This is a genomic window from Paenibacillus gallinarum (assembly GCF_014836635.1).
Classification (GTDB): Bacteria; Bacillota; Bacilli; order Paenibacillales; family Paenibacillaceae; genus Paenibacillus; species Paenibacillus gallinarum.
The window spans coordinates 1-6,828 of record NZ_JACSQL010000031.1 but is presented as its reverse complement, the minus strand read 5'-3'; the positions used below and the strand labels follow the sequence as shown (position 1 = coordinate 6,828).

The following is a 6,828-nucleotide window of genomic DNA, read 5'->3' as shown; positions in this document are numbered from 1 at the left end:
TTGATAACTTTCTCTTCAGTTTGATCAATGTTCACCCATTCGTTATGTCCTGATACGTTTATCATCACCATTAATACGAGTACTATGTAGTTAAACACTCTTGTTCCTCCTTAATAAAAGATCCATGTTTTTATTAAGGTTACCTGAGCAAAACTTATTATTCATCGAGATAAAGTTTCGTACGTTTCTTCACGCTAATCTGCCGGTTAGCTTAGTGGAAAAATCATCCGAAATATCGAGCGAATGTCTCCTATTAGAATCCCTTTTTCTGTTTTTATATTTTGGGATTAATGATTTCTGATATCTCACAATCCTAACCTGAAAAGCCATATTTTTAACGTCAAAAGCCACATGAAAATAAAAAGAACCGATACTATAGTTTTTCTACTCTATATTCCCGCTATAAATAGAACCTTGAAATAATATCCAAGGTTCTCTGTTAAAAGTCGATATACAGAGGAGGATAAATGATGTTGGTCAGTCCTTCTTATATTGACCCATTTCTTCCTTTCACGTCCAGCTAATTGACTCCACAGCAGACGTTAAATCCTCCATACCAGGTGTCGTATAGATCATTGTCATCTGAATATTAGGTGTCCCATCTTTCTTAAAGTGTCCCATTAACATAGCCACTTGCTGCAAGTCATTACCAGCACTAATCAAATCGTGACCAAAAGTATGCCTTAAGGCATGACAAGTCAAGTGATCAATTCTTGTACGGCTTCTATAATTCTCAATCATATGCTGTACACCGCGAACAGATAATTGCTTCGATCTCTGTGAAACAAAAACATACGGACTCGTATCATCTCGATCATCAAAGTAACTCTGCAATGCAGAACGAACTTCATTGTTTAGCGGTACTTCCCGGTCTTTATCTCCCTTTCCTCGAACATATGCGCTGCCGGACCTTACACTCATTATTACCTCTTTTTTCTGAAGATCACAGAGTTCATGAACTCGAAGGCCCGCCCGAAGCATGAGAAGCACAATTGCATAATCCCGTTTGCTATTTTGCCCGCGCACCTCCCTCAGTAATGCATTCTGTTCATTTCGAGTAAGCCACTTTGGCGACCGTCTAGCTGCCGGCGGTTTTTTAATTGGACCCACCGGATTATCTTGGATAAGTCCCTGATCGGCAAAAAAACGAAAAATCGCATTTAAATGAACAAACGTAAGTTGCATCGTGCTCGGCTTGGCAGGCTGCCCTCCTCTTCCTCCGGAAAGCAGCATATACCGTTTGTAATCCGCTATATCTTTTTGTGTGGCTGTCCCGGCATCAGACAGATCCGGATCAGTTCCTTTAATCCAATTCTCAAACTTGTTCCACGTAGATAAATAATTTAATATGGTCCGCTCGGATACTCCTGACTTACGTAGATGATTTTCAAATAATCCGAACATAGTAGACATGTGCATTTTACTCCTTATCCAAGTCAAATTTGTCTTATTATTATGATTCTTGACGTTTTGTCCGGAGTAGAACAGCTTGTTGATATACTTGAAAAAGATCATCCCCCCAAGTACCTAGCGCATCACATAAGTTGAACTCATTAGAACTGTTAAACAAATTTTGAGCTAGTTGAACGATCTTACGATATCCACTAGAGAGGTAACCATAAGCTTGGGATTCCAACTCTTCTCCATTCTCATCAAGTTCATAAATACGATCAATAACTACCCTTTTTTCTTTAGTCCAAAAATCTTCTTCTACTATTTCTTTTTCTTCAAACTTATACATCCAATCAAACGGTCGTTCACCAAATTTCCCGTTGACCTTATTATAAATTTCCGGAAGTGCTAATACATAACAAGCTGATTTGTACTCCGAATCTTGTTCGGCTTTATAAAATTCAACAAGCATCTCAAAATTATTTTTATGTTCATCTGTTACAAAATACATTTCAATTCACTCTCCTTATGTATTGGTAATATTTACTTACAACCATTCTTCGATTCGATCACCGTTGACTATTTCGGCTCCTTCATTTCGCTTCTATAGAAGATGACAAGTTTATTTGCGCTTAGCAAACGGTAGAATCAGGGTTTGCTACATTTATTTTAACACAACTCGTCATCTTTTGTATAGAGAAGATGACGAGTGTAGTTTTATATCTTCTAGCCTTAACTATAGAAAAAGAACCTTGGCAGCATTGATACCAAAGTTCTTAAAATATGGAGCAACTAAAACGTTAAAAAAATTTTCTTACATATTATATATTCAATCCCTTTAGCGTAACGAAGGATTCAATGCTTATTGCCGTACTTTCTTACCAACAGCAAGTGCTAGCTCCAACCAACGTCCTTCATCGTACATAATAAAATCCTTCTGGCCATCGTAATATCAGAATTATCCAGCATCCTAAAACAAATGCGTATGCATAGCACTTAGAGAAGTCTAATCCTCAATTCTTTTTGAAAGGAAGCTGACACCAATATAATATTGGAATCAGCTGCATCTTAGGAATATTTTCTATGTCAATTCTAAGGGACTCCATTATTCAATGATTGTTTTATTTTACCGTATCTGAAGGTCAGCTATTCACATAATTCAGCTTTTTATGGTGTAGTTCATATACATGCTGGCAATGGCTTGATACGGAATCATCATGGGTAACAATAATAAGTGTCATTCCTTTATGATGTAGCTCATCAAATATTGTCAAAATGGACTCCTCTGTTTTTTCATCCAATGAACCTGTTGGTTCATCTGCAAGAAGTATAGATGGTTCTTTTACAATAGCACGGGCAATCGCGACTCGCTGGCGTTCGCCACCTGATAGTGTCAAAATATTTCTTTTCATTGTATGTTGAATTTCCAAATCGCACATTACTTCTTCAACTCTACTTTTTATCTCTTTCTTAGGCATTCTAATGTATTGTAAAGGAAGCGCAATATTATCAAAAACATTTCTATCATCGAGTAAATGAAAATTTTGTGTTACAAAAGCAACATTCTTTCTACGATATTCTGCCCTTTCATTTGCAGTAAGTTTTGAGATATTAGTACCATCAAACATCATTTCTCCTTCTTCAAAAGAAATCAACCCTCCTAAGATATTTAATAATGTCGACTTACCGCAACCACTCTTACCCTTAATAGCAATTGATTCACCTTTAAAGACCTTAAGATTTAAATTTTCTAATATTTTCTCACGATTTTTTCCATTTTTAAAACTTTTATTTATTCTTGAGAGTTCAAGTAACATACTATTATATTCCACCTTCATCTTCATTGTTTATATAATCTGTCATTGGGTTTAATAGAAGCTTACGAGCAGGCATGATACAAATTATTATACTCATAGTTATGCAAAGGATTAACAATATAAATTGCGTTTTCATTTCTCCGATATTTAGTATTTTATCAAGAATTATGAAATTAGTTAAATATGCAGCGAGTAGAATAGTACTAATCTCTATCCATAACATCTTTACTATTCTCCATTTCGTTGCACCATTTAGATAATGTATTGCAAATGAGGATAATCTCCTCTTTTGTTGTAATAATAAAATTATAATGATAACTATTAAATTTAATAAAAAGGTAGAAACAAATATTGACTGGATCAATATTCTATTTTCTTGCAATACTATCATTAATCCTCTGTATTTTTGAAAATGGGGATTTAAACCTATAAAAGAATAACCTCCGAAAGAAGAATTTTTAGAAATTGCCTCCACTCTTTGCATCATAATTTGGTTTTGGGATGGACTATTGTCCGTTACGATATATCCATTAACCATAGCGAAATAGCTTATTTGTTGGAATAATTCATCAGTTTCAGATGTTGGATCCCCGTAATCTCTATATGGGAGAATTATGTATTTGTCAAGGTAAAACTCTGTATTCTCGTTAAAAAAAAGCTTGCTATTCTCCTTTAGAAATCCAATTATTTTTACAGTAAAAGTTTTTCTGTAAAAATTTATAGTTATTTCATCTCCAATACTATATACATTTTGATAAGCGGAACCCAGCAAAACAGGCAATACAGTATTATCTTTAAATTCATTTTCACTCCATATGGTTCCTTTTTCTACAGTCAACCCGAAATAATCCAATGTCTGTTTGTTCATTTGAAACGATTTTACAGCTGTATATGGTGTTCCATCTATGATTTTCTGATACTTTTTACTCCCCTGCTCATAACCTTCAATAAATTCTTCAGGTATCCCCGTATCTTTTAGTAAAATATGATGATTAAACATTGCTAAATATTGAAAATCATTTGTATTGTTAAGCTGATTGTAATATGTTTTTAAGCGATTTAAATAATCAGATTGACTAACAAAGTTCGCATATTCATCACCATCATAATAACCATCAAGCAACTGATAAATAGCTTTTCCTTCATAAATCTTATGAAGACTGTTACTTTCATAATCCAACTCTCCTTCAAACGCTATAAATGTTCCCAAAATAACAAAGAACAACGTAAGTTGGAGATACAGAGTCAAGCTTAAAAATTTATGTTTTTTAAAATAAAACTTAAGTTCCCTAACAGTCACTTTGTAACTACACCTCGATTAGAATTATTTGACCATAAAAATATACCTATAAAGGTCCAGGCACTAAAAAGGAAAAGAATTATTATCAATATCATTTGCTTAAATGAGATAGTAGATTCAAATCCAAAAATTAAAAATATACTGACAGTTAATGCTCCAGAAACAACTACATTCAACAAAATTTTTAGGAACAAATGGATATTTATTCTGTTTTTTGGAATACCTAATAAAAATAAAACATATATTGTTTTCTTCTCTTTTTCATACCAATATCTTATGAAGGTTATGATACTGATCAACATAAGAAGATAAAACTCGAAAATTAATAATTTATAGATATATGGGATATTAGCTGTTCTAGATAGACCTTTTTGTGCGCTTTTAATAAGAGAAATGGTTGGATCTTTCTCAATAAGATTATTGGTTATATCTGTAACAATCGACTTATTATCACTATCTATAATAATTTTAGTGTTATCATCTTTGTGATTTTTAATGGGATTATTAAGCAAAATAAGATAATCTATTGAACTTGCGAATGAAGCTCCCATTATACCACTCACTTCATAGTTTTCTCCTTCAAAAGAGATGTACTTTTTACCTTTAATTTCCTCAATATATTTTTGCATTTCTTTCCCAACAACTGCTTTATTTTCAACATCATTTTTCGTAAAGAAACTACCCGATAATATGGGAGGAGACCAGTTTCCTTTATTTTCAAGCAGCAAACGATATGAATTGTTATATTCTAAAAAAACTCTATAATTTGATTTTGAAATTTGTTTTATTAATTCACTATTATCCCTCTTAGTGATTAAAACCGCATGGTGATTAGTGTATAACTCATTAGATAATTCGTGGTATTCTTCTTGTTTGCCTGTATAGGTTAAGAAACAATAACATAGTGAATATAGGCAAATGAAAATGAAGATAAATGCGATATCTTTTCTTCTGATTGTGAACATTTACTTTCCTCATTTCACAGTAATAAAGGTAGAGGCCACTTCACAGTAGCCTCTATTTTCTGAAACATATGGATTTAATACGTCTTGTATAAATTTTAATACTGATTATCAGCCTTTAAGAGAACACTTTCCACTACTAACTCACACTAAGTAGCTAGGCAGAAATTATATAACTAAAGTTATTAATGTCCCCAATATGTTCTAGCTTCCGGGTTTTCTCCGAAAGGAGTGTACCATGGGGACGTCGCTGTAGTGCCATTTTCTCCCCACTGTCTACCACTTGTCGTTTTAACGGTACCATTGGGTGTTTCCATTTGAGCCGTTGTATAATGGTAAACACCGACCCATACAGTATCTCCTTTCGCTGCATACCTCCATGTTGGATCTCCACCAGAGTTAGTATTATCTTTTAAACGTTTTCCAACGTGTGAATCAGGTGTGCTAGACGCTAGAGTACTTATACCATCTTCGGATTGTGAATTAACATAGTAACCCCCAGATTCACTCCAACCTCCAGAAGCATGTTCTGACGTAGCAGAAGCAAAACTAGGAATTGCACCTACTAAAAGTGAAAGACTTAACACAGAAGTACCTAGAATCGTTTTGATGCTTTTTTTCATTTTTTAAACCTCCAATATATTTATTTTATAACATAATTTACCTACAAAACCTAGATTACATTAATACACATTATATTAAAATAGAAACAAAGTCCTTACTTTTGTCGAAGTATACTTAAAATTAATGTCGAAGTTTAGCTACAAGAGTAAGAAATCACTAGATTGTTAAGCTCGATACGACCAATTAAATGAAATTCCTCGTTACTTTGACTTTTTTTGAAATTATTCAACAAAAAAAATTCCTTTTTGTTCATAGGTGAGGCTGAGTCTGGGAGCGAAAACGATCTGATAAATAGGGGTATCAATCTAAAATTAGATCTCCTACTCGTAGGCGATCACGGATCAAACTCATCAACCCGCCAGGCATTCCTAAATGCCGTTGATCCTACGTAAGCTCGTGTAATAGTTAGCCGACCTTATATACTCACTTGTTGAGTCTTGAGCTTTTTGGACACTGTTGGATAGTTTTAAAAAACCGATTAAAGTAAGAATTAATGAAATGACAATTAGACCAAATCGTTTTATATTACTCATTTTTCCTCCCCATTCCTTATTAAATTGAATAACAGTGATCTCTATTTATGAGAATAATCCTTTACCACTTAACGTTAATTTTATTATTAAATTTACGAATAATTCTTCATTCAACTAAACTGCCCGTTAGAATTCCTGTAAAACGAAAAATTTGGAGTTTGAATAAAAAAGAGCGCCTCTGTACGATGGGAGTACGCAAC

Annotated in this window: 6 protein-coding genes; all 6 read right to left on the bottom strand. The window is 33.6% G+C overall.

From position 1 onward, the window contains the following. Window positions 1-510: 510 nt before the first annotated feature. The 6 genes from H9647_RS25315 to H9647_RS25290 all read right to left on the bottom strand — a co-directional run bounded on the left by H9647_RS25315 (window position 511) and on the right by H9647_RS25290 (window position 6,094). Entirely contained in the window at window positions 511-1,413 is a 903-nt protein-coding gene (locus tag H9647_RS25315; RefSeq protein WP_191805221.1) for a tyrosine-type recombinase/integrase, read from the bottom strand. Window positions 1,414-1,453: 40 nt separating this feature from the next. Beyond that, the gene (locus H9647_RS25310; protein WP_191805219.1) at window positions 1,454-1,903 is read right to left on the bottom strand and encodes a DUF2538 family protein; all 450 of its coding nucleotides are present in this window, start codon (window positions 1,901-1,903) and stop codon (window positions 1,454-1,456) included. 631 nt (window positions 1,904-2,534) lie between these two features. Beyond that, the gene (locus H9647_RS25305) at window positions 2,535-3,209 is read right to left on the bottom strand and encodes an ABC transporter ATP-binding protein (RefSeq protein ID WP_191805217.1); all 675 of its coding nucleotides are present in this window, start codon (window positions 3,207-3,209) and stop codon (window positions 2,535-2,537) included. A gap of 4 nt (window positions 3,210-3,213) precedes the next feature. Continuing rightward, window positions 3,214-4,509, bottom strand: a complete 1,296-nt coding sequence (locus tag H9647_RS25300; protein ID WP_191805215.1) for a hypothetical protein — start codon at window positions 4,507-4,509, stop codon at window positions 3,214-3,216. Then, a complete protein-coding gene (locus H9647_RS25295) occupies window positions 4,506-5,474 on the bottom strand; it encodes a hypothetical protein (protein WP_191805213.1) in 969 nt (322 codons plus the stop codon). Before H9647_RS25295 ends, H9647_RS25300 begins: the two co-directional genes overlap by 4 nt. Before the next feature lie 182 nt (window positions 5,475-5,656). After that, on the bottom strand, window positions 5,657-6,094 hold the full coding sequence (locus H9647_RS25290) for a hypothetical protein (protein ID WP_191805211.1): 438 nt from the start codon (window positions 6,092-6,094) through the stop codon (window positions 5,657-5,659). Between the last annotated feature and the right edge of the window lie 734 nt (window positions 6,095-6,828).

What these genes read in the sequence shown, in the direction of transcription:
- H9647_RS25305 (WP_191805217.1), bottom strand. Translation starts at nt 3,209, where the DNA reads ATGTTACTTGAACTCTCAAGAATAAATAAAAGTTTTAAAAATGGAAAA.
- H9647_RS25315 (WP_191805221.1), bottom strand. Translation starts at nt 1,413, where the DNA reads ATGTCTACTATGTTCGGATTATTTGAAAATCATCTACGTAAGTCAGGA.
- H9647_RS25290 (WP_191805211.1), bottom strand. Translation starts at nt 6,094, where the DNA reads ATGAAAAAAAGCATCAAAACGATTCTAGGTACTTCTGTGTTAAGTCTT.
- H9647_RS25310 (WP_191805219.1), bottom strand. Translation starts at nt 1,903, where the DNA reads ATGTATTTTGTAACAGATGAACATAAAAATAATTTTGAGATGCTTGTT.
- H9647_RS25295 (WP_191805213.1), bottom strand. Translation starts at nt 5,474, where the DNA reads ATGTTCACAATCAGAAGAAAAGATATCGCATTTATCTTCATTTTCATT.